Annotated in this window: 25 protein-coding genes; 13 read left to right on the top strand and 12 right to left on the bottom strand. The window is 64.6% G+C overall.

Going from position 1 to position 26,395, the window contains the following annotated elements; all coding sequences use genetic code 11:
* Positions 1-113: 113 nt before the first annotated feature.
* The gene (locus AC3ITW_RS01950) at positions 114-746 is read right to left on the bottom strand and encodes a DUF1629 domain-containing protein (RefSeq protein WP_489390012.1); all 633 of its coding nucleotides are present in this window, start codon (positions 744-746) and stop codon (positions 114-116) included.
* Positions 747-1,109: 363 nt separating this feature from the next.
* Positions 1,110-1,748, bottom strand: coding sequence for a DUF1629 domain-containing protein (locus tag AC3ITW_RS01945; protein WP_412704658.1), 639 nt, complete (start codon positions 1,746-1,748; stop codon positions 1,110-1,112).
* A 231-nt stretch (positions 1,749-1,979) separates the two neighbouring features.
* Between AC3ITW_RS01945 and AC3ITW_RS01940 the strand changes: the two genes are divergently transcribed.
* From AC3ITW_RS01940 to AC3ITW_RS01930, 3 genes are all read left to right on the top strand, one after another.
* Positions 1,980-2,189 (top strand): hypothetical protein, encoded by a 210-nt coding sequence (locus AC3ITW_RS01940; RefSeq protein ID WP_489390011.1) that lies wholly within the window; start codon positions 1,980-1,982, stop codon positions 2,187-2,189.
* Between the two features lie 91 nt (positions 2,190-2,280).
* Positions 2,281-2,706: an energy transducer TonB gene (locus tag AC3ITW_RS01935; protein WP_489390010.1), complete on the top strand. Its 426-nt coding sequence runs from the start codon at positions 2,281-2,283 to the stop codon at positions 2,704-2,706.
* Positions 2,707-3,156: 450 nt separating this feature from the next.
* Positions 3,157-3,525, top strand: a complete 369-nt coding sequence (locus tag AC3ITW_RS01930; protein WP_489390009.1) for a hypothetical protein — start codon at positions 3,157-3,159, stop codon at positions 3,523-3,525.
* 321 nt (positions 3,526-3,846) lie between these two features.
* Here AC3ITW_RS01930 and AC3ITW_RS01925 read toward each other — a convergent pair whose 3' ends face one another.
* Together AC3ITW_RS01925 and aceE are read right to left on the bottom strand one after the other, a co-directional pair.
* Positions 3,847-5,649: a hypothetical protein gene (locus AC3ITW_RS01925; protein WP_489390008.1), complete on the bottom strand. Its 1,803-nt coding sequence runs from the start codon at positions 5,647-5,649 to the stop codon at positions 3,847-3,849.
* Between the two features lie 111 nt (positions 5,650-5,760).
* Entirely contained in the window at positions 5,761-8,448 is a 2,688-nt protein-coding gene (gene aceE / locus AC3ITW_RS01920; RefSeq protein ID WP_489390007.1) for a pyruvate dehydrogenase (acetyl-transferring), homodimeric type, read from the bottom strand.
* Positions 8,449-9,016: 568 nt separating this feature from the next.
* On the opposite strand from aceE, the gene AC3ITW_RS01915 reads away from it, so the two are divergent.
* Both AC3ITW_RS01915 and AC3ITW_RS01910 read left to right on the top strand, forming a co-directional pair.
* The gene (locus AC3ITW_RS01915) at positions 9,017-9,577 is read left to right on the top strand and encodes a PadR family transcriptional regulator (RefSeq protein ID WP_004139603.1); all 561 of its coding nucleotides are present in this window, start codon (positions 9,017-9,019) and stop codon (positions 9,575-9,577) included.
* 59 nt (positions 9,578-9,636) lie between these two features.
* Positions 9,637-10,434 carry a siderophore-interacting protein gene (locus AC3ITW_RS01910; protein WP_004139602.1) on the top strand — a complete coding sequence of 266 codons (798 nt, stop codon included), beginning with the start codon at positions 9,637-9,639 and terminating at the stop codon, positions 10,432-10,434.
* Positions 10,435-10,528: 94 nt separating this feature from the next.
* Here AC3ITW_RS01910 and AC3ITW_RS01905 read toward each other — a convergent pair whose 3' ends face one another.
* Both AC3ITW_RS01905 and AC3ITW_RS01900 read right to left on the bottom strand, forming a co-directional pair.
* Complete coding sequence (locus AC3ITW_RS01905; protein ID WP_004139579.1) at positions 10,529-10,702, bottom strand: hypothetical protein; 174 nt, start codon at positions 10,700-10,702, stop codon at positions 10,529-10,531.
* A gap of 46 nt (positions 10,703-10,748) precedes the next feature.
* On the bottom strand, positions 10,749-11,582 hold the full coding sequence (locus AC3ITW_RS01900) for a hypothetical protein (protein WP_489390006.1): 834 nt from the start codon (positions 11,580-11,582) through the stop codon (positions 10,749-10,751).
* A gap of 199 nt (positions 11,583-11,781) precedes the next feature.
* On the opposite strand from AC3ITW_RS01900, the gene AC3ITW_RS01895 reads away from it, so the two are divergent.
* Entirely contained in the window at positions 11,782-12,183 is a 402-nt protein-coding gene (locus AC3ITW_RS01895) for a hypothetical protein (protein ID WP_065724827.1), read from the top strand.
* Between the two features lie 784 nt (positions 12,184-12,967).
* On the opposite strand, the gene AC3ITW_RS01890 is transcribed toward AC3ITW_RS01895, so the two are convergent.
* Together AC3ITW_RS01890 and AC3ITW_RS01885 are read right to left on the bottom strand one after the other, a co-directional pair.
* A complete protein-coding gene (locus AC3ITW_RS01890) occupies positions 12,968-13,675 on the bottom strand; it encodes a YceI family protein (RefSeq protein WP_012509871.1) in 708 nt (235 codons plus the stop codon).
* A 75-nt stretch (positions 13,676-13,750) separates the two neighbouring features.
* Complete coding sequence (locus AC3ITW_RS01885) at positions 13,751-14,341, bottom strand: malonic semialdehyde reductase (RefSeq protein ID WP_004139510.1); 591 nt, start codon at positions 14,339-14,341, stop codon at positions 13,751-13,753.
* A gap of 127 nt (positions 14,342-14,468) precedes the next feature.
* Here AC3ITW_RS01885 and AC3ITW_RS01880 point away from each other — a divergent pair, with 127 nt between their 5' ends.
* From AC3ITW_RS01880 to AC3ITW_RS01855, 6 genes are all read left to right on the top strand, one after another.
* Positions 14,469-15,428, top strand: a complete 960-nt coding sequence (locus AC3ITW_RS01880) for a mitochondrial fission ELM1 family protein (RefSeq protein ID WP_489390005.1) — start codon at positions 14,469-14,471, stop codon at positions 15,426-15,428.
* 199 nt (positions 15,429-15,627) lie between these two features.
* The gene (locus tag AC3ITW_RS01875; RefSeq protein ID WP_012509868.1) at positions 15,628-15,855 is read left to right on the top strand and encodes a hypothetical protein; all 228 of its coding nucleotides are present in this window, start codon (positions 15,628-15,630) and stop codon (positions 15,853-15,855) included.
* A gap of 48 nt (positions 15,856-15,903) precedes the next feature.
* Entirely contained in the window at positions 15,904-16,755 is an 852-nt protein-coding gene (locus AC3ITW_RS01870) for a DUF2145 domain-containing protein (RefSeq protein ID WP_121504740.1), read from the top strand.
* 19 nt (positions 16,756-16,774) lie between these two features.
* On the top strand, positions 16,775-17,278 hold the full coding sequence (locus AC3ITW_RS01865; RefSeq protein ID WP_489390004.1) for a hypothetical protein: 504 nt from the start codon (positions 16,775-16,777) through the stop codon (positions 17,276-17,278).
* Between the two features lie 32 nt (positions 17,279-17,310).
* The gene (locus AC3ITW_RS01860) at positions 17,311-17,826 is read left to right on the top strand and encodes a hypothetical protein (RefSeq protein ID WP_004139500.1); all 516 of its coding nucleotides are present in this window, start codon (positions 17,311-17,313) and stop codon (positions 17,824-17,826) included.
* 75 nt (positions 17,827-17,901) lie between these two features.
* A complete protein-coding gene (locus AC3ITW_RS01855; RefSeq protein ID WP_004139497.1) occupies positions 17,902-18,462 on the top strand; it encodes a queuosine precursor transporter in 561 nt (186 codons plus the stop codon).
* 304 nt (positions 18,463-18,766) lie between these two features.
* On the opposite strand, the gene glnE is transcribed toward AC3ITW_RS01855, so the two are convergent.
* The gene (gene glnE, locus AC3ITW_RS01850) at positions 18,767-21,562 is read right to left on the bottom strand and encodes a bifunctional [glutamate--ammonia ligase]-adenylyl-L-tyrosine phosphorylase/[glutamate--ammonia-ligase] adenylyltransferase (RefSeq protein WP_489390003.1); all 2,796 of its coding nucleotides are present in this window, start codon (positions 21,560-21,562) and stop codon (positions 18,767-18,769) included.
* A 386-nt stretch (positions 21,563-21,948) separates the two neighbouring features.
* Here glnE and scpC point away from each other — a divergent pair, with 386 nt between their 5' ends.
* Complete coding sequence (scpC, locus tag AC3ITW_RS01845; RefSeq protein WP_099551328.1) at positions 21,949-23,463, top strand: succinyl-CoA:acetate CoA-transferase ScpC; 1,515 nt, start codon at positions 21,949-21,951, stop codon at positions 23,461-23,463.
* A 119-nt stretch (positions 23,464-23,582) separates the two neighbouring features.
* On the opposite strand, the gene hglS is transcribed toward scpC, so the two are convergent.
* The 3 genes from hglS to AC3ITW_RS01830 all read right to left on the bottom strand — a co-directional run bounded on the left by hglS (position 23,583) and on the right by AC3ITW_RS01830 (position 26,385).
* Complete coding sequence (gene hglS / locus AC3ITW_RS01840) at positions 23,583-24,947, bottom strand: 2-oxoadipate dioxygenase/decarboxylase HglS (RefSeq protein ID WP_489390002.1); 1,365 nt, start codon at positions 24,945-24,947, stop codon at positions 23,583-23,585.
* Between the two features lie 165 nt (positions 24,948-25,112).
* Positions 25,113-25,601, bottom strand: a complete 489-nt coding sequence (locus AC3ITW_RS01835; RefSeq protein WP_489390001.1) for a hypothetical protein — start codon at positions 25,599-25,601, stop codon at positions 25,113-25,115.
* Between the two features lie 31 nt (positions 25,602-25,632).
* Complete coding sequence (locus AC3ITW_RS01830) at positions 25,633-26,385, bottom strand: HAD family hydrolase (RefSeq protein ID WP_004139358.1); 753 nt, start codon at positions 26,383-26,385, stop codon at positions 25,633-25,635.
* Positions 26,386-26,395 lie beyond the last annotated feature (10 nt).

The following is a 26,395-nucleotide window of genomic DNA, read 5'->3' as shown; positions in this document are numbered from 1 at the left end:
GCTTGCCATCAGTTGTTCGCGTTCTCAGCGTCTGCTGCTCTATCGCGTGATGATCCTGCAAATGAGTGGTATGTCCGGCCACAAATCATCCTTGACTCCAGCAGCGCCGAGTCTCAGCAGTTCACCGCATCGTAGAACCACAGACCGTTGGAAGCGCCGTCGGCGACCAATCCCGCGGCTGCGACCGCCTCCTTGAATGTGCGGTCGCAAAAGACACCTTCGTAGTAGGAGAGCCGGAACACGTGAGCATCGCCGATGACTTCCCGCTTGAACGCGAGGCGCACGTCGCCAGTCAGACCGTAGTACTTTCCCTCTTCATAGTCGTCGCTAACGATGATTTTCAGCTGGGATGCTGCCTCATCCAAGGCATCAATGGTCCTGATGACGTCGCAAAGGAAATAGGGGCCGCCGATTGCTCCATCAGCCAACCGATAGTCAGTCTCTTTGAACGCAAAAGCGCCTGGGTCCACAGCCTCCATCACCTCGCGGAGACGCCCGGAAACGAGCCAATAGCCGCTCATCCCAGCTTCAAGATCCTCCGGCGGCCACCCTTCGCTTGGGTAATACACTAGACACGGGGTCTCGCGCAGAGGCGGGAAGCCCCCCTGATCGGGACGCAAGAGGAAATTTGGAGGCGTCTTCAGGGAAGACTCGTTCTCAAAAACGACGCCATGCCCTTTGCCGCGCCGTCGGGCATCTGGGCGCAACTCGAAGAACTCGCCCTTCTTTGGCAGATTCGAAGTCATTGCTTGTCTCACCTCAGAATCAATCTAAATAGGCGTTCGAAGAGCTTATCAGAGGGTGTCAGCCTTCCACGTCTTCTTCGAGTCATTCCCGCGTGCTCACAGCCTGAAGTCCCCTCCGGAAAGCCAACCGCGCACTGGGCCGGCATAGCGCACTGCTGCTTTTCTCCGACGCGTGGCATCAGGCACTAGGAGGAAGTACTCGCCAGGCACAGAATGGGGCGGCTTCGACGGTTCCATGCTTTTTCCTTTCATCCAGATGTTTGCACTCCAACGTAGAGACATAGCCGGGTTTCGCGAAGGCATCGGCTGTCAGTTATGTGAAGGCCAGCCACTCATTAATTCTCTGCCGGCATGGGCTACACCCTAAATATCCGCGGCATCCGTCAACCACACGCCGTCGGCATCGCTGTCAGTCTCTATACCGGCTGCAGCCACGGCGTCCCTAAACACGCGGTCACAGAACACAGAGCCGGAGAATGGAGTCCTGAAGACGTGGGCCTGCCCCAGCCTCTGCCGGTCGAACGTCACACTCGCACCGCCGCCCAAGTCGTAGAACTTCCCGTTGATGAATTCCTCGGTGGTGTCAATGAAGAGCTTGGACGCACCTTCGTCCAACGCGTCAACGACCTGAACCACGGTGCAGAGGAAGTGGCGATCACCCCGGCTACCGTCTTCCAGACGATAGTCGGCTTCCGCAAAGGCGAAGGCGTGGGGATCGACGGAGACCATCACGTCATGCAGCCGCTCAGAGACCAGCCAGTAGCCGCTGAACCCCGACTCCAGATCCCCAGGCGGCGGTCCTTCGCTCAATCTAAGTACCAGGCGCGGCGGCTCGCGAAGGGAGGGGACGCCGCCATCCTCCGGCAGCAAGATCATGCGAGGAGGAGACAACAGGCGATCCAGGTTCTCGAAGACGACCCCGCAGGCAGGGCCACTTATCGCCCCTGGCTCAAGGAGAAAGAACTCCCCTTTTTGGGGATGGCGGATTGAAACCGAATCCATGCACTGCCTCCATCTCATTGTCGCTCCGACGGCGGAGCGAAGTTCCCCACCTATTCCCGATCATGTGAAGGCCATCCGTGAATGTTCCCCCGAACATGCCGCAGCCCTTTTCTACCTTGACTTGCACGGGCCGGCAATCGGACCAGAATGAAATCAAATGATTGTCGAGCTCCTATTCCATCCTGTGAGATCTACCGCGGCCAAACTCAGCTCCCCCTCTGGAGGACGACCGTGACCACGTTCGACACCGCGTGGCTGGAAGCCTTCGACAAGGAGCTCCTCCACCTGTTCGCCATCGACCATAGCGACGCCGGCATGGATGAGTACCTGCTGGGCTGCTACGCGGACCTCCCGCCACGCGAGGCTGCACTGGCCTTCGGCAGCGACTACGACCTGGAGCGCGACGATGTGCTATGGCCACGGCCGGGCGCGCCTGTGTGATCCGCGCAGCAGTCCTGCAAGCCGGCATTCAAGGCAAGCGATGCCAGGGGATGGCCGCTATGCTGGCAGCGCACCGGAATGGAAACCACGCATGCCCCGTTTGAACACCGCCCTGGCACTGAACCTCGTTCTGATGCTGCTGGGCGCTGCACCTGCCATGGCCATGGCGGCAGACCCGCAGGTTTCCACTGAAGTGTTCGTGGAGCGCGGTGACAACCCCACCTTCAAGCTGCAGCAGGCGCCTGCCGCTGTGTATTCAACGGCCCTTGCCACACCGCCCGATACCTTCCTGCAGGCTCCCATGGCGGTGCTGTTGATTGCTCAACTGGATGAGCTGGGCCACGTTTCCAACGTGATGGTGGCGCGGTCCAGCGGATCGCGGGAGCTTGATCGTGCGGCGCTTGCCGCAGTGGACCAATGGCGCTTTGATCCGGTCGTGGTTGAGGGCGTCGCGCTGCATGCGCGGGTACGGGTCCGTCTGACCTTCGCGCCCACGGCCGAGGCACCGCCCGGCTGAGCCGCTGCTCCAATCTGTCGCGATTGGCCCTAGGCCATCGCCCTCGCTGCGGGCGCTCCTGCGCTTGGGGCCAATAGCGCCAAGCACTTCAAGACCCTTGCGGTGCAATCGCTTGCTGGCTTAACACCGTGTGCGACAATGCCGAAAGCGTCAGGACTGGCAATCATCAGTCCTATGGTTTCTTGGCATTTGGTTGCTGCACGGGTATCTCTTGGTGTGCCACCGGAAAAGGGTGGCGCGGGACTCGAAAACCCGTCTCTGTACCAGATGTATGCGCTTGCCGGCCGGCGTCACCTCGCGTGGCGCCGGCTGGCAATCCGTTCGCGTTCCATGGCGGGCGGTGCGTGGGGATCTTCGGATCCGCCGGTCTGGTACATACCGGTTTTCGAGCCCGCACCGTCCGCCACCTTTGTTGGTGGCGCTGCTATCTGTTCTGTACGGAGCATTGCCATGAACACATCGGACTTCCGTTCCCTGCACGCGCAGTACGATCCGGACAACGCCGAACCCGAGCGCGAACCGTCCGCCGATCCCAACGCATTTATCGCCACGCTGCGCCGCATTGGCAGCGGTGTGGCTGCAGACGGCCAGCCTTGGCCGGAACGGCATCAACTGCCTGGACGCTGTCTTCAACTCGCGGACGCGGATTGCGCACTGGCGGCGCTGCGCGTGGTGGCGGAGCTGATGCTGGCTGCGGAGCGGACTCGGCAGAATGGTGCGCCCGAGGAGTACGTGGGGGATCGGGTGATGGAGGGGTTGAAGATGGCGTGTGTGGCGTTGACCGCGCAGGCCATTGAGCGATTGCAGGTGCGGGAGTAGCAGGTCGAAAAATAAATATCATCCGGCCTAATGATGGCAGTCGAAGAGGATTACTCACGACCGCCAACTTTGCCCTCCCACAATCGTTGACGGCAAGCCTAATCAGCTATAGAAAAACATACTATACCTGGTCTGATTCAGTTAAAGATCTCGAAACCAGCTATCCATATTGAAGAACGACGTGCGCCCTCCTTCCGGATTGGAGCATTTGGCAGAGGCAGCGCCCGCAGGAGAACCTAGTGACTGTGCAAACTTAGAATCCGCCCCCACCTAATCTCCTCAGGACCGCATTGACCAAGGAGCGCCTCTATCATCAGACAGTCAAAAATCAAGATTCAATCCAACCACCTTTCCAAAAATCATCTCATCGATATTTGAAGAAGAAACGCGCGCCCCACTCAATCCCTTCAAGTACCCCATCCTATACTTTTCCAACGAAGCCATGTAGAGAATAGCGCTCTCAATAGAAACAGACTCTTCGGCAGCAACCGCTATTTTTGCAATAGACTCAATCAGAATATCTATGTAACCATGAATGTTTTCAACCAGCACCTCAACATATGGAAGCGCCGATGCATCATGCATGATTGAATTGCGCATTGAATACACCCTTTCAATGTGCCACTTAACCTTACGCCTGTGCGCTGAAATCGTCTCGCACATGGCCGATGCCGAACTAAGCTTACCCCAAATCTCAAAGCACCTAAATCTTATTAAAAGCTCGTTATGCCCCATCATATGAGTAACCTTAGCTCGCCTCTTATCAAACTCCTTGCACAGAGTAAATCTCGCAAACTTCTCCAACTCAGAGTACGCTCCTCCAACCTGACCTTCGATTTCCTCCTTTACTCCAGGAAGGACGTACAGCCTAGTCATTAAGGAATTAAGGAGATACTCAGGATAGTTGAGACTCAACGCTGGAAGTATGCATTCCGCAAAGAAGTCAATACGCGACATGCCCTTTCTTGGCGTAGAGAGCAGGCCTTCAAGCCCAGCCCATAGAGTGGTCAGCTTGTGGGGCACCGAGGATGTGTCAAGTGCAGAGCTGTGATATGTAACAGCCTTTAACAACCTCCTCTTCGATTCCTCAGTCAAATGCTTTCCGTGAACAGCATCCGCCAGGAGAATCATGTATTCTTCATTCTTTCCCGCGGAAGGGGACCATCGGCGCATCGGATCGCCATCTTCCCTCACTATAAACCTCTTATTATCCGACTTGCGCTCCACCAGAATTAGCGGCTCATTCCCTGAATCAAACTCGTGATCGACAGATCGAACAATTGCTGAGAATGACGAGTAACGTATTCCCGCAACTTGAGCTGCTCTTACAACGCTGGGCGCCTTTATTCCTTCGATCCTTACAAACATCTGCTGAGCAGCCCTAATTTCAGCGAAGTTTGCCTGCCTAGCACTAAGTCCATCCAGATTCAAATCACCCTCGATTGGAAGAATTCCGAATCTCCCCATGAGGTCCTTCATACGGGATGCTTCACTTGAGACAATTAGCGTGCAGTCGTGTTCAGCTCGCCCCTCAAATTGGGAAAAGAAAAATCCTATAATTGAGCGAGGGTCTCTAAGCCGCTCATCCGTTATACCGTGGCCCACTCGCTGAAGCGTATGGTAGGTGTGTCTGCGTGGATATCCTATTGCCTCAGCTTGAACAATGAAGGATGACGCCAGATGATAGAGATCGCCCCTTTTCTCAGGGCTATTCACTATCTGGTCCTCAATCTTCTTCTTTACGAGATCGAAATAATTGCCGAGGGATATCCTGAGGCCCGCCAAACTTCGAGCAATTCTGTCCGGTTCGGATATGGAGTCCAAGGCTGAATCAACGTGCACCTGGCAAAGCGCTCGTTGCTCAGCAGATAATGCGACATCTCTTGAGACACTCCATTTCAGCTCTTCAACGAAAGGTCGCAACGCCTCCTTACCAATTCCGGCTTTGAAGTTGCTACTTGCAAGAACTTGCAACTCCAACGTCCGCGTATATGTATTAAGTGCCGGGGCCCTGTAGCTATGATCAGTTCTATCATATAGCTGCTCATCCAGAGCTTGAAGAAAAAACACCAAAGCAGCGGCGGGCCCTTCGGCCAAGGTTTCCTTAATTCTCGTAAGACGCATAGCGCTCCATTTGCCCTGATCATCTAAAGTCCGCTCAATACTATCAACCGAGGCATGCAAAAAAAAAGGCGGCCAATGGCCGCCCTTTCTCACGTCAATTAATTGACGAAATCAAACCCCAACAGGATTAGCCTTCTCCGGATCAATCTTGTACTGCTTGATCGCCCGGGCCACATCCTTCGCGGTCATCTTCCCTTCCTTCGCCAGCGCCGCAATCGCGGCATGCGCGATGTAGTAGCGATCCACCTCGAAGAACCGACGCAGGTTCGCACGCGTATCCGAACGACCAAACCCATCCGTACCCAGCACGGTGTACGACATCGGCACGAACGCACGGATCTGGTCCGCATACGCACGTACATAGTCGGTGGCGGCAATCGCCGGGCCCTGGCGGCCTTCCAGCAGCTCGGTCACGTAGGCCTTGCGCTGCTCACCTTCCGGATGCAGGCGGTTGGCACGTTCCACGTCGAAACCATCGCGACGCAGTTCGTTGAAGCTCGGGCAGCTCCAGATGTCGGCGGTCACGCCGAAGTCCTTGTCCAGCAGCTCGGCGGCGGCAATGGCTTCGCGCAGGATGGTGCCCGAACCCAGCAGCTGCACGCGCAGCTCGCCCTTCTTCGGCTTGCCGGCGTCGGTCAGCAGGTACATGCCCTTGACGATGCCTTCGGCCGCGCCTTCCGGCATTTCCGGATGGGTGTAGTTCTCGTTCATCAGGGTGACGTAGTAATACTCGTCCACCTGGTCTTCCATCATGCGCTTGGTGCCGTGCTGCAGAACCACGGTCACTTCGAAGCCGAAGGTCGGGTCATAGCTGCGCACGTTCGGGATGCCACCGGCCACCAGATGGCTGAAGCCATCTTCGTGCTGCAGGCCTTCACCGTTCAGCGTGGTGCGGCCGGCGGTGCCACCCAGCAGGAAGCCACGGGTACGCATGTCCGCTGCCTGCCAGGCCAAGTCGCCCACGCGCTGGAAGCCGAACATCGAGTAGTAGATGTAGAACGGCAGCATCGGCACGTTGCTGACCGAGTAGCTGGTACCGGCGGCCATCCACGAGCTGATCGCGCCCGGCTCGCTGATGCCCTGCTGCAGCACCTGGCCGCTCTGGTCTTCGCGGTAGAACATCAGCTGGTCCGCGTCCACCGGCTTGTACTTCTGGCCGAACGGCGCGTAGATGCCGATCTGGCGGAACAGGCCTTCCATACCGAAGGTACGGGCTTCGTCGGCCACGATCGGCACGATGTGCGGGCCCAGTTCCTTGTCACGCAGGGTGATGTTCAGGCTCTGCACGAACGCCATGGTGGTGGAGTAGCTGCGCTCGCCGCTGCTCTTCAGCAAGCGCTCGTAGCTTTCCAGCTTCGGCGCCACGAAGGTCTTGTCGGCCTTGCGGCGGCGCTGCGGCAGGTAACCGCCCAGCGCGGCACGGCGTTCCTGCAGGTACTGCACTTCCGGCGAATCCGGGCCCGGGTGGTAGAACGGCACCTGGCCGTCGGCCAGCTGCGCGTCGGTCACCGGAATGTTGAAGCGGTCGCGGAAGTGGCGCACCGCTTCGTCGTCCAGCTTCTTGGTCTGGTGGGTCGGGTTCAGCGCTTCACCGGCGCTGCCCATGCCGTAACCCTTCACGGTCTTGGCCAGGATGACGGTCGGCATGCCCTTGGTGTTCACGGCCTGGTGGTAGGCGGCGTACACCTTGTGCGGGTCGTGGCCACCACGGTTCAGGCGCCAGATGTCGTCGTCGCTCAGGCCGGCAACCATCGCAGCGGTTTCCGGGTACTTGCCGAAGAAATGCTCGCGGGTATATGCGCCGCCGAAGGCCTTGCAGTTCTGGTATTCGCCGTCGACGGTTTCCATCATCAGCTTCTTCAGGACGCCGTCGCTGTCCTTGGCCAGCAGGGCATCCCAGTAACCGCCCCACAGCAGCTTGATCACGTTCCAGCCGCCGCCACGGAACACGCCTTCCAGTTCCTGGATGATCTTGCCGTTGCCGCGCACCGGGCCGTCCAGGCGCTGCAGGTTGCAGTTCACCACGAAGATCAGGTTGTCCAGGCCTTCACGGCCGGCCAGGGCGATGGCACCCAGGGTTTCCGGCTCGTCGCTCTCGCCGTCGCCGATGAAGCACCACACCTTGCGGTCGGACTTCTCGATCAGGCCACGGTTTTCCAGGTAGCGCATGAACTGCGCCTGGTAGATGGCGGCCAGCGGGCCCAGGCCCATCGACACGGTCGGGGTCTGCCAGTATTCCGGCATCAGCCACGGGTGCGGGTACGAGGACAGGCCACCGCCGTCCACTTCCATGCGGAACTTGTCCAGCTGCTCTTCGCTGATGCGGCCTTCCAGGAAGGAACGCGCGTAGATGCCCGGGGCGCTGTGGCCCTGGATGAACAGCAGGTCGCCCGGGTGGCTTTCGCTCGGGGCGCGCCAGAAGTGGTTGAAGCCCACGTCGTACAGGGTGGCGCCGGAGGCGAACGAGGCGATGTGGCCGCCCAGGTCACCCGGCTTGCGGTTGGCGCGCACCACGGTGGCCATCGCGTTCCAGCGGATGATCGAACGGATGCGCCATTCCAGCTCGGCATTGCCCGGGCTCTTGGCCTCGAGCTGCGGCTCGATGGTGTTGACGTACTCGGTGGTGGGAGAGAACGGCAGGTAGGCGCCCGAACGACGGGTCAGTTCCACCATGCCTTCCAGCAGCTGATGCGCGCGCTCGGAGCCCTCGACATCAATAACGGCCTTCAACGACTCGATCCACTCCTGGGTTTCCACAGGATTCGGGTCGTTGTTCAGCACCTCGTTCAACCAGTTCATTAGCGCTCCCATAACCGCACGCACGCGCGCGACTGTTGTATAGATTTCTAGACCGCAAAGTGTAGCGCACCAAGGGCTTTCGTCACTTGGCTACGCAGGCGTATGGATGCAACCGGCCAGTGTCCGCAAGGGGCTTGCCGGGCCCGCTGAAGGCCCTGCGGCGGGCCTTGTTGGCTGCGCGGGCTGTCGCTTGCGGGCCGCTGCGCCCATGTGCAGGACGCAGTGTTACCGCTGCCGATGACGGTTGTAGGGCAGCGCCATGCCCACCTGTATCGGCTCCGCGTGCTGGCGCTGAACGGGCGACAACGTGTCGCACCTGCCTCTGGATCGCCCCCCGCCCTGCCCTCAGGGTAGGCCTTGAGTGTTGGCCTCGCCCGCTTCGGTCCGCCGTCTGGCCCTGCCTCACTCCCTTCCACAGTGTTGCCCGGGGCGCCTCGCAAGGGGCGCCCTTTTTGCTGTGCGCGGGGCCGGCCGTGGCCCAAAACTGACCTGCTTGTGGCCGGATCGGTGATTGTCGGCTTCGATATATCGATATATCGTTTGCACACTCGTTTACCGATATATCGAAATGAGCCGTACCGCTTCTCCCAGAACCCGCTCCACCGATCCGGCGGTGCCACGCCGCAACGGCCAGCCGAGGGTACTCAGCCGCGGCGACCTGCGCCTGCTGGTGCTGGCCCTGATCGGCGAGCAGCCGCGCCATGGCTACGAGCTGATGCAGCTGATCAGCAACCAGTTCATGCAGGCCTACACGCCCAGCGCCGGCACCATGTACCCGCTGCTGGCCAGCTTCGAGCAGGCCGGCTGGATCGAGGCCGAGGAAGTGGATGGCAAGCGGATCTTCCGCATCACCACCGCCGGCGAGTTCGAGCTGAAGGTGCAGCGCACCCAGGTGCGGCTGGCGCAGCGACGCGCCTTCGACCGCGCCCGCGAGATCACCAAGGCCTCGCTGCCGCCGCCGCTGGCCGGCGCCCTGCGCGAGTTCAAGCGGGCGCTGGTGCACCACCACGGCCGCTGGGCCGAGGGCGAGGCGGAAGAAGTGGCGGCGCTGCTGACGCGGGCGTCCGCGCTGCTCAACGGCAATGCCGGTAGCGAGAGCCAATCCTTTTCAACGACCCAGCCAGACTGACTCCAGCCAGGTCGCCCCTACGCCGCGCGCCCCCGCGCGACACCTTTACAGGTAACCCCATGACCGAACACAACAACACGCGCCTGCGCCTGGATGTGCGCTTCCGTGAACTGACCGTGCTGCGCACCGAAGAGGTCACCCCGCACATGCGCCGCATCGTGCTGGGTGGCGCCGAGCTGGCCGGTTTCGATTCGCCCGGCGCTGACGACCACATCAAGCTGTTCTTCCCCAATGCCAGCGGCGAGATGGTGCTGCCGGTGGTCACCGCCGAAGGCCGCAGCTATCCGGCCGGCAAGGAGCCCTCACCGGCCCGCGACTACACCCCGCGCTGGTGGGACCACGAGACCGGCGAGCTGGCCATCGACTTCGTGCTGCACGACCAGGGCATTGCCGGGCCGTGGGCCGAGCAGGCCAAGGCCGGCGACACGCTGGTGATCGGCGGCCCGCGCGGCTCGTTCGTGGTGGCCGACAGCTACGACGCCTATGTGCTGATTGGCGATGAAACCGCGCTGCCGGCCATCGCCCGCTGGCTGGACGTGCTGCCGGAGGATGCCGAGGTGCAGGCCTTCATCGAAGTGAGCGATGAAGCCGAACGCCAGGACCTGCCGCAGTACGAGAACGTGCGTATCCACTGGCTGGAGCGCAACGGCTTCCCGGCGGCCAGCAGCACGCTGCTGGAAGACATGCTGACCGACTTCGAAGCGCCGGACGGCGATGTCTTCTACTGGATCGCCACCGAATCGCGCCGCGCCCGGATGATGCGCAAGTTCATCGAAGGCCACCTGGGCGTGCCGCGCGACTGGATCCGTTCCACCGGCTACTGGAAGGCCCACCCGGACGAAACCGACGGCGATTGACCGGGCAGCCGGTGGGTGCGGACCCTGCTTGGTGGGTGCGGACCGTTGGTCCGCACGCCCTGCAACAGGTAGTGCCGGCCGCTGGCCGGCAACCTCATGAACCTTCGGCAGGAACCTGCAATTGCCGGCCAGCGGCCGGCACTACCGCGCTGGATGCCACCTGCAGCGCGATGATCAGCAGCGGCAGCAGCCCGAAACCCGCACGCATCGCGCTGCGCGCGATGAGTCGAGCAAGGTTCGACTCTACAGGGGCTCCGCCGCCGCTCATGCACCTTCTTGCCTGGCTGGGTAGTGCCGGCCGCTGGCCGGCAACCTCATGAACCTTCGGCAGGAACCTGCAGCTGCCGGCCAGCGGCTGGCACTACCGCGCTGGACGCCACCCGCCGCGTCCACCCGAACCGCTGCGCGGCCCAGATCTCCAGCGCCACCAGCAGCGCGATGATCAGCAACGGCAACAGCAGCCCGAAGTACACGCCGGGCATCATGCCGTTGATCTGCGCCTTCACCAGCCGCAGCACGCCACGGGTGTGCAGCAGCTCATCCACATGCATGGTCAGCGCCTCGCGCACAACCTTCGGCTCCAGGCCGATCGTGCCTGCCTTGTCCACCAGCGTGTCTTCCACCATGCCGCGCAGCAGGCCTTCGCGCACTTTGCCGATCACCCAGCCGGTGCCGCGTGCCAACGGGCCGTTGCCCAGACGGTCGAGGCCAGGCAACGGATGTTCGCTGAGGTAGGCCGAGGCGATGGTGTCGGCCACATCGCCCACCGTGCCCTGGCTGCGCAATGCCTCGCGCATGCGCGGGTCGTCCAGCGAATCGGTGAAGCCTTCGCTCCAGCCTTCCACCAGGGTCTGCAGGTGCGGCTGGAAATGATCCAGCTGCTTGAACAGCGCGCGGTGCGCGCCGGCGGTGAAGCCCAGCTGCAGGCCGAAGAAGGCGGTGGCCAGCGGCAGCAGCACCACGTAGCTGGCCAGCAGCCAGTGATGCCAGCGCTTGCGCCGCTGCAACCAACCACGGCGGTGCAGCCAGCGCCAGGCGAAGATGCCCAGCACCAGGCCAAGCAACGTGCCAAGCAGGCTGCCGCCCAGCAGGTCGAGCACGCTCAGGCCCGTCCAGAATTCATTCAACCAGTACTGCGTGTCCTGCATGGGTCTTCCTTCCGTGGATGCGGCTGCGCCTGAAATGCCAGCCAGGTAGAGTCGACTACCGCGCGCAGCGCGGGGGTTTCCGGCATCGCGCCAAAAGCCGTCGACTAACAGTCGACTCTACCAAAGCGGAGGCCTCCCGGCCCGGAGCACGCCAAGCAATGCGACAATCGCGCTCCTTTCCTGCAGCAACGAGGGCCACATGGCCAAACTGACCCTGGCCAGCGTGGATGCGCTGCGTACCCGCTTTGCCGATGACGCCGCCTGCGATACCGCACTGGCCGCCTTCGCCGACACCGCTGCCCTGCGCGTACCGCTGCGTGAACTGGTGGAGGCACAACACCGCTACCTGCAGGCCGAATTCGAAGTGGCGCAGGTGGCCGACGTGCTGCGACGTGACCAGAAATATGCCCCGGTGGGTCGGCCGTCGATCAACATCGTGCAGCTGCGCAAACAGCAGGCCGCGACCAAGCAGGCGGCGCTGATCGCACGCCAGGTGGTGGCGCAGGCCGCGCAGACCTTCGCGCGCGTGAGTGGGATGACGGTGAAGGCCAAGCAGAGCCCGAGCGAAGCGTGCGTGGCATGGTTGGGCGCGCTGCGCTGAACACGCGTACCCGGTAGTGGCCAACCTTGTTGGCCCGCGGAGTGCTCGTGTGCCAACCAAGGTTGGCACCTACCAAAGCACTCTCCGGCCCTGCACGAACCGGTAGTGGCCAACCTTGGTTGGCCCGCGAAATGCTCGTGTGCCAACCAAGGTTGGCACCTACCAAAGCACTCTCCGGCCCTGCATGAACCGGTAGTGGCCAACCTTGGTTGGCCCGCGAAATGCTCGTGTGCCAACCAAGGTTGGCACCTACCAAAGCACTCTCCGGCCCTGCACGAACCGGTAGTGGCCAACCTTGGTTGGCCCGCGAAATGCTCGTGTGCCAACCAAGGTTGGCACCTACCAAAGCACTCTCCGGCCCTGCACGAACCGGTAGTGGCCAACCTTGGTTGGCCCGCGAAATGCTCGTGTGCCAACCAAGGTTGGCACCTACCAAAGCACTCTCCGGCCCTGCATGAACCGGTAGTGGCCAACCTTGGTTTGCCCGCGAAGTGCTCGTGCGCCAACCAAGGTTGGCACCTACCAAAGCACTCTCCCGCCCTGCATGAACCGGTAGTGGCCAACCGTGGTTGGCCCGCGGAGTGCTCGTGTGCCAACCAAGGTTGGCACCTACCAAAGCACTCTCCCGCCCTGCATGAACCGGTAGTGGCCAACCTCGGTTGGCCTGCGGAGTGCTCGTGTGCCAACCAAGGTTGGCATCTACCAAGGCGTCCCCCACGCCCCAAAAAGAAGGCCCGCTTTTCAGCGGGCCTTCTGCCTTCTCACGACGAGTGAGTTGGGTGCATCAAGCCGCCGGCTTTTCGCCGGTGGCTTCGGTGGTGATGCGGATCTTCACTTCATCGCTGACGTTCGGGGCGTAGGCGCCGACGCCGAAATCGCTGCGCTTCAGGGTGGTGGTGGCATCGAAGCCGGCGGCCGGAACCTTGGCCATCGGGTGCTCGCCGCCGCCGTTGACGGTCACGTCCAGGGTGACCGGCTTGGTGATGCCCTTGATGGTCAGGTCGCCGGTGACGGTCAGCTTGTTGGTGCCGGCCGCTTCCACCTTGGTGCTCTTGAAGGTGGCATCGGCGAACTTGGCGGCGTCGAAGAAGTCGGCGCTCTTCAGGTGCTCGTCGAACTTGGCGGTGAAGCTGTTCAGGCCGCTCAACGGCAGCTTCACTTCCACGGTGGACTTGGTCACGTCTTCGGCGTTGTACACCAGGGTGCCTTCGACGTTGCCGAAGTGCGCGCTCGGGTTGGAGAAGCCGAAGTGGCTCCACTGGGCCAGCACGTCGGTGTGGGTCGGGTCCAGCTTGTAGGTGCCCGAGGCGATCTGGATCGCTTCGGCGGCCGGCGCGGCGGCGGCAGCATCGGCAGCCGGGGTGGCAGCCTGTTCGGTGGTGGCCGGGGCGGCGGCGTCAGCCGCCGGGGCAGCGGTGTCGGCCGGCTTGGAGCAGGCGGCGATGGCCAGGGTCAGGGCCAGCGGCAGCAGCAGTTTACGGGTGGCGCTCATCTCAGGAACTCTCCGGATCGTAGGGTGGGTACAGCAGGGACCGCCAAGGCGGCGGCCCGGAATCGATACAGCGACTTACGCGATGCGCGCCGCTTCGTCGAACGACAGGCGCGGCAGACGCGGGAACAGGCCCGCCGAGTCACCGTAACCCAGGTTGACCAGGAAATTCGACTTGATGGAGGTGCCGGCGAAGAAGGCTTCATCCACCTTGGCCGCATCGAAGCCCGACATCGGGCCGGCATCCAGGCCCAGCGCGCGCGCGGCCAGGATCAGGTAGGCGCCCTGCAGGCTGCCGTTGCGGATGGCGGCTTCGTGGCGGCCTTCCTGCGGGCCGTCGAACCAGGCCTTGGCATCGGTGTGCGGGAACAGGTACGGCAGCTTCTCGTGGAAGTCCAGGTCGAAGCCAATGATGACGGTGACCGGGGCGGCCATGGTCTTGTCGTGGTTGCCTTCGGACAGGGCCGGGGCCAGCTTGGCCTTGGCTTCCTTCGAGGTGACGAAGACGAAACGGGCCGGCGTGGTGTTGGCCGCGGTCGGTCCCCACTTCACCAGGTCGTACAGTTCCTGCAGCAGGCTGGCCGGGACCGGCTTGTCGAGGAAGGCGTTCTGGGTGCGGGCAGTGCGGAACAGCTGGTCGAGGGCAGCAGCGTCGAGCGCGTGGGACATCAGTGGATCTCCAGGGCGGCTAAGGGAAGGTCAGTGCCCGCGGGCGGCGCGGGGCTAATCGACGAGCCGCAGTGTAGAGTGTCGCGACTGTTGCAACACCCAGCAGGACTGAAACGAATTAATGCCAATGGTGAAACGATCGAGCGCGCCCTGGACGGTCACTGACGGCCGTGCCGGCAATGTCCGCCAGGCGGTCGCGCTGGCCTCGGCGCTGCGTCTGGGTACCCATCAGCCGATGGTCCTGCAGCCCCGTGCGCCCTGGCGCTGGCTGTCGCCGCGGCGCCTGCCGGGCGATGTGAACGGCTATGGCGAGGCGTTCGCGTCGCTGGCCGCCGAGACTCCGGCGCTGGCGATCGGCTGTGGCCGCCAGGCCGCCGGCGCCCTGCGCGTGCTGCGTGCGCGTGGCAGCCAGGTGGTACAGATCCTCGACCCGCGCATCAGCGCCCGCCACTGGGACATGGTGGTGGTGCCCGAACACGATGCCCTGCGTGGCAGCAATGTGCTGACCCTGCTCGGCAGTCTCAACCCGGTGGACGACGACTGGCTGGCCTGGGGCCGTGCCGCGTTCGCTGGCTTCAGTACCCTGCCCGGCCCGCGCACCGCGCTGCTGGTGGGCGGGCCGACACCGCTGGCGCCCTGGGACGAGACCGCGATGGTGGGCGTGTTCCAGGCGTTGGCCGATCAGATCCGCGCTGAGGGCGGCAGCCTGCTGGCCACGACTTCGCGGCGCACGCCACCGGCATTGGCCGAGATCCTGCGCGCGACGTTCGCCGACCTGCCGCACGTGATCTGGGGCGACGGCGGCGACGGTACGAATCCTTATGGCGGCCTGCTCGGCTGGGCCAACCGCGTGGTGGTCTCGCCCGATTCAGTGAACCTGCTGTCTGAAGCCTGCGCCACGCGCATGCCGGCGATGGTGGCACTGGCCGATACCGTGCAGGGCCGGCTGGCACGCTTCCAGCAGCAGCTGCGCGAGCGCGGGCGGCTGCAGGCGCATTGGCTGGACTGGCAGTACGACCGCATCGAGCCACTGCGCGAGACCGCGCGGGTGGCGGCGGAAGTGAAACAGCGCCTGGCATTGGGGTAGTGCCGGCCGCTGGCCGGCAATCCTCGGCGCCTGGCATCACGGTAGTGCCGGCCGCTGGCCGGCAACGCTGTACCCATTGCCGAACACCCTGTCGTTGCCGGCCAGCGGCCGGCACTACCCGGGTGCCCAGCGATTTCTGAACATTTCGATCCGGCTACGCGGTTAGAGTCCAGCGTCCCCCATCACTCTGAACGTCTTCATGCGTACCTTGCTCCTGCTGCCCCTGGCCCTGCTCGCTGCCTGTTCCACCACGCCCACCGAGCTGGATCCGATCTCGTATCAATGCCAGCAGCAGCTGGACGCGTATCGCGAACAACCGGCGCTGCGCGATCCGAAGGGCCAGCGCCCGCCGCTGCCGGTGGCCCCGATCAGCGACGCCTGTGACCGGGAACTCAAGCGCAAGGGCGTGGATCGTCCCCTGCGCTGACCGGCGTATGATCGGCGCGCGGGCCTGCCCGCCGTTGAAGGTATCGACATGGATCGTTTCTCCCGCCTGCCCCGCGCCGCGCTGCTGATCGCCAGCCTGCTGGCGACTGCACCGGCCTGGGCCAACAGCACCGAATGCCGCGAGCGCTACCCGAGCGTGGCCGCGCAGGCGGCGATGCTGGACGTGGCCTGGACCACCGCTGAGCGCCTGGACGCGCTGCCCGATGTGGACGTGGTGGTGGCCGCGCGCGGTGGCCAGGACCTGAGCCGCTACGGCCTGCGCCACAGCCACCTGGCCTTCCTGGTGCGTGAGGACAATGGCCGCTGGCGCGCGATGCACCTGCTCAACCGCTGCAAGACCGACAGCTCGCAGCTGTACCACGAAGGGTTGGGCAACTTCGTCGGCGAAAGCGGCGGCCATACCGACCTGCGCATCGGCGTGCCATCGGCACCGTTGCGTGCCGCGTTGAAAGCGATGCTGGTGTCGCCGTCGATCCAGCCGAAGGCGCTGCACGAAACCAAATACAACGTGGTTGCCTACCCGTTTGCCACCGACTACCAGAACTCCAACCAGTGGGTGCTGGAAGTGCTGGCCGCGGCGATGGCACAGGCCGAAGGCGCGCCGGCCATCGTCAAGCGCGAACAGGCGCAGCAGTGGCTGCGCCAGCAGAAGTACCAACCCAGCGTGCTGCATATCGGCCTCGGCAAGCGCGTGGGTGCGCGCCTGTTCGTGGCCAACGCCACCACCACTGACCATCCGGCCGGCGAACGCATCTCCGGCAACTATTCGGTGGTGACGGTGGAATCGGTGTTCGATTTCCTGCACCAGCGCAGCCAGCTGCAGCAGGAACTGGTGATCCCTCACGTGCCGGTAGCTGGTGCTGCCGCCGCCACGCCCTGAATCCAGCAAGGAGAACGACATGCGTACCCTGCCCGCCGTCCTGATGCCGATGCTGATCGTCGCAAGCCTGGCCTGGTCCACGGCCGCTCATGCAGAGCGCCGCATCGTGATCATCCATGACCCGGGTCCGCAGGGACCGAGCCTGGAGATGTCCACACAGATGGTGACGTCGGCCCGCGCGGCGGCGGCGAAGGAAGCCCAGGATGCCGCCGACGCTGGCCGGCCGCTGGCCCGCCCGCAGCAGATCAAGCTGCCGCAGATGCAGGTGAGTGCGATCGCCACCACCGTGGATGGCCGCCGCGAAGTGCTGCTGCGCGATGCCAACGATCCGCAGAACACCGCATCGATGCAGTACCCGCGCGGCATCGGCGATCCCGCCGTGCAGTTCACCGTGGGCCAGACCGTGAACTTCGAACCGACCGGCGCCGACCAGGGCTGGCAGTTGAAGGACAACCAGGGCCGTCCACTGGAATATCTGCCCGAGGCCACCGGCCCGCGCGACATCTTCGATACCCGGCGCTGAGCCGCCGTCCCCACCCTGACCAGGAGGTCTCCATGTTCCGTTGCCTGCGCGTTCCCGCCACTGCCCTGCTGCTTTCGGCGCTGGTGGTGCCCACCGTCCATGCCGGCGCCGCGCCGCAGTTGAACAGCGGCCAGACCAGCGTGTTGGTCACGTCGCTGATCGTGCTGTCGATTCCGTTGGCCACGTCGATGGGACTGGCCGAACTGTCCAAGGCCCCGTTCAAGGCCAGCGAGCGCAACGGCAAGGTCGCCGCACGCACGCCGGCGGTGCCGCTGCCACCGATGGAAGTGAAGCAGGTCGCCACCACGCCAGCCGGTGATCGCCAGGTGCACCTGCAGGTGCCCGGCAAGGCCGACCAGACCGCAACGCTGCAATGGCCGGCGGCTGCAGGCGATGACCCGATTGCCGGTTTCGTCGTCGGCCAGCAGGTGCGCTTCGACCCGACCGACGCGGGTGCCGGCTGGACCGTGAAGAGCGCGCAGGGCCAGGCGCTGGCCTATGTACCGACCGCCTATGCCGCCGGCGATGTGATGAGCGAAACGCTGTAAAGCTGAACGGCCGGTTTTGGCATTGCCGCGGGCCGGGCGGATAATGGGCGATCCCCTTTGTCCCCCTGGCTCGCCATGTCCGTGCGTCCTGCCCCTGTGTTTGCCCCGTTGACCGCCCGCGCCCTGGTGCTGGCGGTGCTGGCCATGGGCGCGGTGGTGCTGCTGTCCAACGTACTGGTGCAGTACCCGATCAACGATTGGCTGACCTGGGGTGCTTTCAGTTACCCGGTCGCGTTCCTGGTCAGCAACCTGATCAACCGCCGCTTCGGCCCAGGCCCCGCCCGCCGCGTGGCGTGGATCGGTTTCGCGGTGGCGGTGCTGCTGTCGATCTGGGTGGCCACCCCGCGCATCGCCATTGCCTCGTGCTCGGCCTTCATCGTGGCCCAGCTGCTGGACATCACCGTGTTCGACCGCCTGCGCCGTGGCAGCTGGTGGCGCGCACCGATGGTGGCCACCACCTGCAGCGCCACGGTGGATACCACCATTTTCTGGTCGATCGCGTTTGCCGGTTCGACCCTGCCGTGGGTGAGCTGGGCTGCCGGCGACCTGGCGGTGAAGCTGGCGATTGGCGTCTGCCTGCTGGCCCCGTTCCGCGCGCTGTTGTGGAAGATGGCGCCGCTGCGCACCACCAGCTGACCGCCGTTGCTCTGGTAGGTGCCAACCTTGGTTGGCACACACCTTGAACCCGGTGGGTGCCGACTGTTGGTCGGCACGTTCCTTCAGCGTTCATCGCTGCTGACAGATTGTGCCGACCAACGGTCGGCACCTACCAACAGCGGGCCAACGCTCAGATCATTGATCCGGTGGGCCATCCGCAGGACCATTGATCCGGTGGGTGCCGACCGTTGGTCGGCACGCCCTGCAGAACCCATCGCTGCCGACAGATTGTGCCGACCAACGGTCGGCAGCCACCCAAAGTTGTTGCAGCATTTGCACCCACTCAGGCGAACGGCAGCTCCGCGGCGATGCACGCTGCCGTAATCGCCGCACACGCCTCTTCAATCGCGGGCGTGGTCGGTGCCAGCCGCGGGCGCCGGTCCAGGGTGCAGGCCAGGCCCACATCCAGCAGCGTGGCATGTGCTCCGTGCAGCGCCTGCGCGGTGTCTTCCGGCAGGAAACCGGCAACGGCCAGCGCATCGATCAACGACGGCGTGTCGCGCGGCTGCAGCAGCGCTGCATGCTGCGCGCTACGCGCCAACACGCCGGTCTGCAGCAGGAACTCCAGGTCCACCACGCCACCCGCGCCCTGCTTCAGGTCCAGCCGCGCGGCATCGCTGCGGTCCAGTTCGGTGCGCATGCGGCCGCGCATCTTCAGCACGTCCGCATACAGCACACCGGTGTCGCGCTCACGCCCAAGCGTCTGCGCACGCACCTGCTCGAAGTCGGCCAGCAGGCTGGCATCGCCGGCCACGCCACGCGCGCGCACCAGCGCCTGGTGTTCCCAGGTCCACGCGCGTTCGCGCTGGTATTCGGTGTAACTGGCCAACGAAGACACCAGCGAACCCTTGCCACCATCCGGGCGCAGGCGCACGTCGATGTCGTACAGGCGCCCGGCGGCGGTCACCGCACCGAGCAGCGCCATCACCTTCTGCGCCAGGCGCGCATACCAGCGCCCCGGTTCCAGCGGACGCGCGCCATCACTGGCGTCTACGCCGGCCGGGTTGTCGTGCAGGAACACCAGGTCCAGATCGGAACCGAAGCCCAGCTCCAGACCACCGAGGCTGCCATAACCGATGATCGCGAAACGTCCGCCGGGAATCTCGCCGTGTGCGGCATGCATGTCCGCTTCGGCCATCGCCAACACGGTGACCACCACGGCCTGCGCCAGCTCGGCCAGTTGACGCGTGCTGTCGACCGCGCCCTGGCGGCCATCCAGCGTGGCCATCGCCATGCGGAAGCTGAGTGCCAGCCGCGTTTCATTGAGCCAGCGCAGTGCGGATTCGGGATCTTCCACCGCCAGCACCTGCTGGCACTCGGCCAGCATGCCGGCGGCATCCGGCATCGGCCCGGACACGCGCACGTCCAGCAGTTCGTCCAGCAGCAGCGGATACGCCGCCAACCGTTCGGCCAGCAGCGCGCTGCGCGCCAGCACGTCCACCAGCCGCGCCAGTGCGCTGGGCTGTTCGTCCAGCAAGGCGAGATAGCTCGTCCGGCGCAGCACCGCCTGCAGCAGGCCAAGCACGCGCTTGAGCGCGGCATCGGGCTGTGGCGAGCGCGTGGCCGCATGCAGCAACGCGGGCAGTACGCGATCCAGCCGCGCACGCGCGGCATCGGACAACGACTTCACGCCGGTGCCTTGGGCGAAATCGCGCAGCGACTGGTCGGCGCCGTTGGCATCGAGGAAACCGGCTTCGGCCAGCAGCGGTGCGTTGCTGCCTTCGGGCAGGCTGCGCCAATAGTTGGCCAGTGCGTCGGGCGCGGCCTGGCCCTTGCGCGGTGCCAGCAGCGCGGCGAATTCGGTACCGACCCGTTGCTGCTGCACGGCCAGCGCCGCGCGCAGCACCTCCCAGTCCGGATACCCGAGCCCAACAGCGATGCGTTCGCGGTCAAGCGCGTCGCTGGGCAGCACGTGGGTCTGCGCGTCACGCAGCATCTGCAGGCGGTTTTCCAGGCGCCGCAGGAACAGGTAGGCCTCGCGCAGCGCGCTGCCATCCTCGGGCGCGATCTGCCCGGCGGCCACCAGTGCGTCCAGCGCCACCAGCAGCCGACGCTCGCGCAATGCCGGTTCGCGACCACCGCGGATCAGCTGCAGCGCCTGGCACAGGAATTCGATCTCGCGGATGCCACCGGCGCCGCGCTTGATGTCGTCGTGCAGTTCGCGGCGTGCGACTTCGGCGGTGATGGCCGCCTTCATTTCGCGCAGGCCATCGAGCGCGGTGAAATCCAGGTAGCGGCGGTACACGAACGGGCGCAGGGTCTGCAGCCACGCCTCACCGGCCTCGATATCGCCGGCCACCGCGCGCGCCTTCAGCCACGCATAGCGCTCCCAATCACGGCCCTCGCGCTGGAAATACTGGTCCATCGCCGCGAACGAGAGTGCAACGCGGCCGGCGCTGCCGAACGGACGCAGGCGCAGGTCGACGCGGTGGCTGAAGCCATCGACGGTGGTTTCATCCAGCAGCTTGGCCAGGCGCTGGCCGAGACGGGCGAAATATTCTTCCGCCGCCAACGGACGCGGTCCATCGGATTCACCTCCCTGCGGGTAGGCGTAGACCAGGTCCACATCGGAACTGAAGTTGAGCTCGCCACCGCCCAGCTTGCCAAGGCCGAACACCACCAGCTGCTGCGGGATGCCGTGTTCATCGGCGATGACGCCGTGACGCTGGGCGAATTCCTGCTGCAGGGCGTCCAGCGCCAGCCGCAGGCAATCCTCGGCAAGGGCGGTGGCACCGGCGAGGGTCTGCGGCACGTCGTCCAGGCCGGCCAGGTCACGCCAGATCAGCCGTGTGGACATCGCGGTGCGCCAGCGCCGGATCTGCGCCGGCCAGTCGCTGGGCTGCAGCGGATCGAGCACCGGCGCCGGGATCGGCGGGCAGCCTGGGGCGGCCAGCTGCGCCAGCAAGGCCGGTTGCCGCACCAGGGTGTCCAGTGCGAAGTCGCTGGCCACCGCCAGCCGGGTTAGCAGCGGCAGCAGGTTGGCCGGGATGGGCTCGGGCAGGACCTGGGCCAGACGCGCCAGAGCGCGGTCGACGACGGGCTGCAGGGAAGCGGACAGTTCAGCGGGGGCGAGGGTCATGGGCTGATTCTCGCGGGGTCGGATCCCTTTGCCAACGGCGAAGGGCTCTGACCCCGAGATGCCGCCGGTTGATGCCGCTGGTGGGGTCAGAGCCTTTTGCCTGTGGCAAAAGGATCCGACCCCCGATGGGAACCGCGTATTCATACTGGACGACAGGCAATAAAAAAGCCCGCTTGCAGCGAACTGCCAGCGGGCTCTGCTCCCTCCCCCACGTCGGGATGCGGGTCCATCGTGCGGGCTGCGGAAGCACTTTGCACGCTGCACTGCAAAACAAAACCGGCGGGTTTGGGTGACCCCTGCGGGAAAAGCCATTCCACGAAGGTAGAACCCCCCGTACGGATGAGGATGGCCGATAATCGGAATTCCCCCCAGCAACACGTGTCGTCATGTCTGTTGATCGCATCGCCAACGCGCGTCTTCGTGACCGCGTGGTCTCCGCGGAGGCCGCAGCCGCGCTGATCCAGCCCGGTGAAACCGTGGCCATGAGCGGCTTTACCGGCTCCGGGTATCCCAAGGCCGTTCCCGTCGAACTGGCCCGCCGCATCGAAGCGGTGCATGCCCAGGGCCAGCCCTTCCAGATCAGCCTGATGACTGGCGCCTCCACCGCGCCGGAACTCGATGGCGCGCTGGCCAAGGCCGATGGCATCGCCATGCGCATGCCGTTCCAGAGCGACCCGGATGCGCGCAACCGCATCAACGAGGGCAAGCTGGATTACATCGACATCCACCTCAGCCACGTGGCCCAGCACGTGTGGTTCGGTTTCTATGGCGAGATCGATACCGCCGTGATCGAGGTCTCGGCCATCCGCGAGGATGGTTCGCTGGTGCCCTCCACCTCGGTCGGCAACAACAAGACCTGGCTGGACCTGGCCAAGAAGGTGATCGTCGAGGTCAACGAATGGCAGCCGGCCGGCGTCGACGGCATGCATGACATCTACTACGGCACCGCGCTGCCGCCGCACCGCAAGCCGATTCCGCTGGTGAACGCCAACGACCGCATCGGCGACACCGCGCTGCGCTGCGACCCGGACAAGATCGTGGCCGTGGTGCGCACCAACGGCCCGGACCGCAACAGCCCGTTCAGCCCGATTGATGCGACCAGCGAGCAGATCGCATCGCACCTGATCGAGTTCCTGCAGCACGAAGTGAAGAAGGGCCGCCTGCCGCCGAACCTGCTGCCGCTGCAATCGGGCGTGGGCAACATCCCCAACGCCGTGCTGGCCGGCCTGGCCAAGAGCGGTTTCCGCGACCTGGCCGCGTTCACCGAAGTGATCCAGGACGGCATGCTCGACCTGCTGCGCGACGGCGTGCTGAGCTACGCCTCGTGCACCGGCTTCGCGCTGAGCCCGCAGGCCAACGAGACGTTCAAGGAGAACATCGATTTCTACCGCGAGCGCATCATCATGCGCACGCAGGAAATCTCCAACCATCCGGAACTGGTGCGCCGCCTCGGCTGCATCGGCATGAACGGCATGATCGAGGTGGACATCTACGGCAACGTCAATTCGACGCACGTGATGGGCACGCGGATCATGAACGGCATCGGCGGTTCCGGTGACTTTGCGCGCAACGGTTTCCTGTCGGCGTTCCTGAGCCCGTCCACCGCGAAGAACGGCACCATCTCGGCGATCGTGCCGATGGCCAGCCATGTCGACCACACCGAGCACGATGTGTCGGTGATCGTCACCGAACAGGGCCTGGCCGACCTGCGTGGCCTGACCCCGCGCAAGCGCGCGCAGGTGCTGATCGACAACTGCGCGCACCCGGATTTCCGCCCGCAGCTGCAGGACTACTTCGATCGTGCCAGCCGCGAGAGCTACGGCAAGCACACCCCGCACCTGCTGCCGGAAGCGTTGTCGTGGCACCAGCGTTGGCTGGATACCGGCACGATGAAGGGCTGATCGCCGTCGGGGTCGGATCCCTTTCCATTGGAAAGGGCTCTGACCCCAGGTACGGAAATCGGGTAGAGCCGGCCGCTGGCCGGCTCCCCAGAACAGCCGGCCAGCGGCCGGCTCTACCTTCACGCGGTGCGCAGCGCCGCCAGCGATTCGGCCTGCAGCCGCTCGTAGATCTCGAACTCGTCATTCACCGCCACGCCCAGCGCCTGCTCGAAGGCTTCGCGGTTGGCATGTGCGGCATAGGCGCGCTGTTCTTCACCGCCCAGGTTCGATTGGAAGATGCCCGCGGCACTGACCGGCAGGAAATCCTCGTAGACGATCGGGTCGGCGGTGGCCAGGCCCGCGGCCACCAGCACTTCAGCCGGCAGATCAGCCACGCGCTCCGGCGCGGCGCGGCCGGCGTCGGTCAGCTGGTAGCGGTAGTAGCCCAGGCCTTCCTGGCGGAGCGTGTCGTGGTCATCCGGGAAGCTGGCGAACACCGCCTGCAGACGCTGGCCGTAGTCGCCGCCGGTGCTGCCTTCGCCACCGGCATCGCGTGCCTGCGACAGCAGCTGGTCGTACAGCGCGCGGCCCTTCGGGGTCAGCGCAAGGCCACGTTGTTCGATCTCGCCGAAGCGCGCGGTATGGGTGCCGGCATCGCCACCTTCGTTGTCCGGGAAATGCACGGCTTCTTCCAGTGCCTTGAAGCTGGTCTGGCGCAGCAGGATCGGACAGGCACGGCGCGGCGGGCCTTCGATCACCGCCTTGGCCGCCATGCCGTGCTCGATCATTGCCGCCTGCGCAGCGTCGATATCCAGCGTGCGCGGGGTCAGGTGGTTGATGTGCGGGCCGCGGAAACTGACCACGTCTGCCACCAGGCGGTGCGCGTTGTGCAGCGCGTGGTAGGTCGGCAGATCGACCGTGGCATCGCCGTGCCAGCGGAAGGTTTCCAGAGCTTCATCGACAAAGCGCTCGGCATCGACCTGCGACAGGCCACCATCACGCTCGGCCTGGTCGATCAGCGCCAGTGCGTCCTCGGTGAAGATGCGGCGGCGCGCAAGGATCTTCGCCGATTCGGCGCGCAGCGCTTCGTCTTCGATCAGCTCCAGGCGCAGCAGCGAGGTGAACACGCGGAACGGGTTCTGCGCCAGCGCCGCGCCGGTGAGCGGGCGGAACGCGGTGGAGTGCACCGGCACGCCGGCCACGGACAGGTCGTAGTAGCCGACCGGGTACATGCCCATCACCGCGAACAGGCGGCGCAGCGTGGCCAGTTCCTGCACGGTGCCAACGCGGATCGCGCCGTGACGCTCTTCGTCCAGGCGCGCACGCTCGTCGTTGCGCTGCAGCTGCGCGGCCAGCGCCGGGTCCCGCTCCAGCACCTGAGCGTTGATCCGCTCCACCAGTTCCACCAGCGTGCCGTACAGCGGCACTTCGGTGCGGTACATGCGGGACATGGCCTGCGCGAACAGGCGGCGGATCACATCAGGCGAAACGAAAGAGGCGCTCATCAGTCACTCGATTACGGGAACGGGGAACAGCGAGAACCCGTATTGTCGCCGGAGCGCGGGGCCGCGGCGATATGCAGAGCAACATGAAGGAAATCGGTAGTGCCGGCCGCTGGCCGGCAACCTCGGGATGCCTGGAAGGGTGCAGTTGCCGGCCAGCGGCCGGCACTACCGCTTGAGCTGGTGCCTCAGGGTGGCATCCAGGGTGATCGGCCGGTCCCAGTGCTGGTAGCTGGCCACGATGGCATGGCGCACGGCGCGGTAATGCAGGTTGTCCGGCTTGGTCGGCATGCGCTTCACCACCGTCTCCCAGCCGCCCTCCGGGTCCTGGCTGAAGGCGCGCACGCTGTCGCGGCAGGTCTGGCCGCTGGCCTTGGCCCAGAAGCAGGCGAAGTAGATGTCCCCGGCCTGCCAGCCATGGGTGGTGAACAGCGCGCTGATGTAGCCGCGCGGCACGCCGGCATAGCGCGACACTTCATCGAGGAAGGCGTCCGGGTAGCGTTCGGCGTAGTGATTGATGTCCTGCAGCTGGGCATCGACCCAGCGGTCACCGGTTTCCACCTCGTAGACGGCCGAACGCTCGGCGGTCTGCTGGGCCAGCACGGTGGCCGGCGCCAGCAGCAGGGACAACAACAGTGCGCGCAGTCGGACGTTCATGCCCCGATTCTGCCGCAGCCGCCGCGCCCTGTCAGGCCGCCGCCGAGGCCTTGGCCTCGATCGCCGCCAGTGCGGCCGGCCAATCGTGGGCGGTGTCGGCGGTGACCATGCGCGGTTCGTCGTCGGCCACGCCGTGCTGGGTCTCGTGGGCCCAGGTCACTGCGTACGGGGTATGCACGCCCCAGCCGCCCAGGGTCACCACTGGTTCGATGTCCGAACGCAGCGAGTTGCCGACCATCACGAAGCGCTGCATCGGCAGGTCGAATTCGGCCAGCACGCGGGCGTAGGTTTCCGGGTCCTTCTCCGAGACGATCTCGATGCGCGGGAACAGCTCGGCGAGATTGGCGACCTTGATCTTGGCTTCCTGGTGGAACAGGTCGCCCTTGGTGATCAGCACCACCGGATAATCTTCGGCGATCGCAGCCACTGCTTCACGCACGCCGTCGATCAGCTCGACCGGGTGGCGCAGGGTGTCGTGGCCGATCTCCAGGATGCGCTGGATGTCCTTGGCCTCGATGCGCTGGCCGGTGATGTCGATGGCCGCTTCGATCATCGACAGCGTCATGCTCTTCACGCCGTAGCCGAAGGTACCCAGATGGCGCTGCTGCACTTCCAGCAGGTGACGCGCGGTCTGGGTGTCATGCACGTCGACATAGCGCGACAGCAGGTCAAGATAATCCTGCTCGGCCTTGCGGTAGTAGTCCTCGCTCTTCCACAGCGTATCGTCACCGTCAAAACCGACCAGGCCGATGGCGCGCGACGGCGCAGGCGTGGGGGTATTCATCGGCCAAGGA

Source organism: Stenotrophomonas sp. KH_052 (assembly GCF_057838755.1).
Note: the sequence above shows the minus strand (reverse complement) of the source record. Positions and strands in the feature narration are given on the sequence as shown.